General features: G+C 69.3%; 1 protein-coding gene. It reads right to left on the reverse strand.

All coding sequences use genetic code 11. From position 1 onward, the window contains the following. The coding region (locus tag ABZ845_RS31965) for an amino acid adenylation domain-containing protein (protein WP_360987072.1) at positions 1 to 1,338 on the reverse strand (1,338 nt) is incomplete at both ends.

A 1,338-nucleotide genomic window follows, 5' to 3' on the forward strand; every position in this document is an offset into this window, starting at 1 on the left:
CACCACATAGGCCACCAACCGCACATCCCCCGGGACGTCCTCACGGGCCACCACCACCGCCTGTGCCACCAGCGGATGCGCCACCAGCACACTCTCGACCTCACCCGGCTCCACCCGGAAACCACGCACCTTCACCTGCTCATCCGCACGCCCCACGAACACCAGCTGCCCCTCCGCCGTCCAGCGCACCCGGTCCCCCGTGCGATACATCCGCACACCCCGCCCGAACGGACACGCCACAAACCGCCCCGCCGTCAACGAAGGACGACGCACATACCCACGCGCCACCTGCACACCCGCCACATACAACTCACCCACCACACCAGGCGCCACCAGCCGCAACCCCTCATCCAGCACAAAGAAACGCGTGTTCGCCACCGGCGAGCCCACCGCCACCACCCCACCCGGCACCAGACGCGACGTCGCCACACCGATCGTCGTCTCCGTCGGCCCATAATGGTTGAACACCGGCCGCTCACCCGCCACAGCCAGCAACTCCCCCACCCACCCAGGCGAAGCCGCCTCACCCCCCAGCACCACCGACCCCGCCGGCAGCACCCGCTCCAGCCCCCCGGCCCCACCCAACGCCGCCAGATGCGACGGCACCACCTTCACATGATCAATCCCGTGCTCCGCGAAATACGCCCCCACCCGCACCGGATCCGTCACCGCCGCCTCGTCCAGCACATGCAGCTCACCCCCATGCGCCAGACTCGCGAACACCACCGTGTTCCCCAGATCCGTCACCTGCGCCTGCAACAACGCAAACCGGCCCCCCGCAAAACCCACCCGGCCCGGCACCGACGACACATAATTCGCCACACCCCCATGCGTGACCGCCACACCCTTCGGCCGCCCCGTCGAACCCGACGTATACACCACATACGCCAACGACTGCGCCGCAACCCTCACACCCGGCGAAGTACCCGGCATCGCCGCCACCTGCATCGCCGTCAGCGTCCCGTCCACCGCCACCACCCGCGCACCCAGCGACGGCAACTCCCCCAGCACCTCCTCAGTGGCCAGCACCAACTGCGCCCGCGCATCCCGCACCACGAACGCCACCCGCTCCGCGGGCTGCGCCACATCCACCGGCAGATACCCCGCCCCCGCCTTCCACACCGCAAGGATCGCCGTCACCATCTCCACACCACGCGGCAACGCCAGACCCACCACCGACTCCGCACCCACACCCTGCCCCACCAGAAAACGCGCCAGCCGATTCGCCCGCACCTCCAACTCCGCATACGACACCGACACACCACCCGCAACCACCGCCACCGCCCCCGGCGCCTCCACAACCCGCGCCTCGAACAACTCATGCACCAACAGCTCCGG

The sequence above is a fragment of the Streptomyces sp. NPDC047022 genome (assembly GCF_040644155.1).
In the GTDB taxonomy this organism is placed as follows: domain Bacteria; phylum Actinomycetota; class Actinomycetes; order Streptomycetales; family Streptomycetaceae; genus Streptomyces.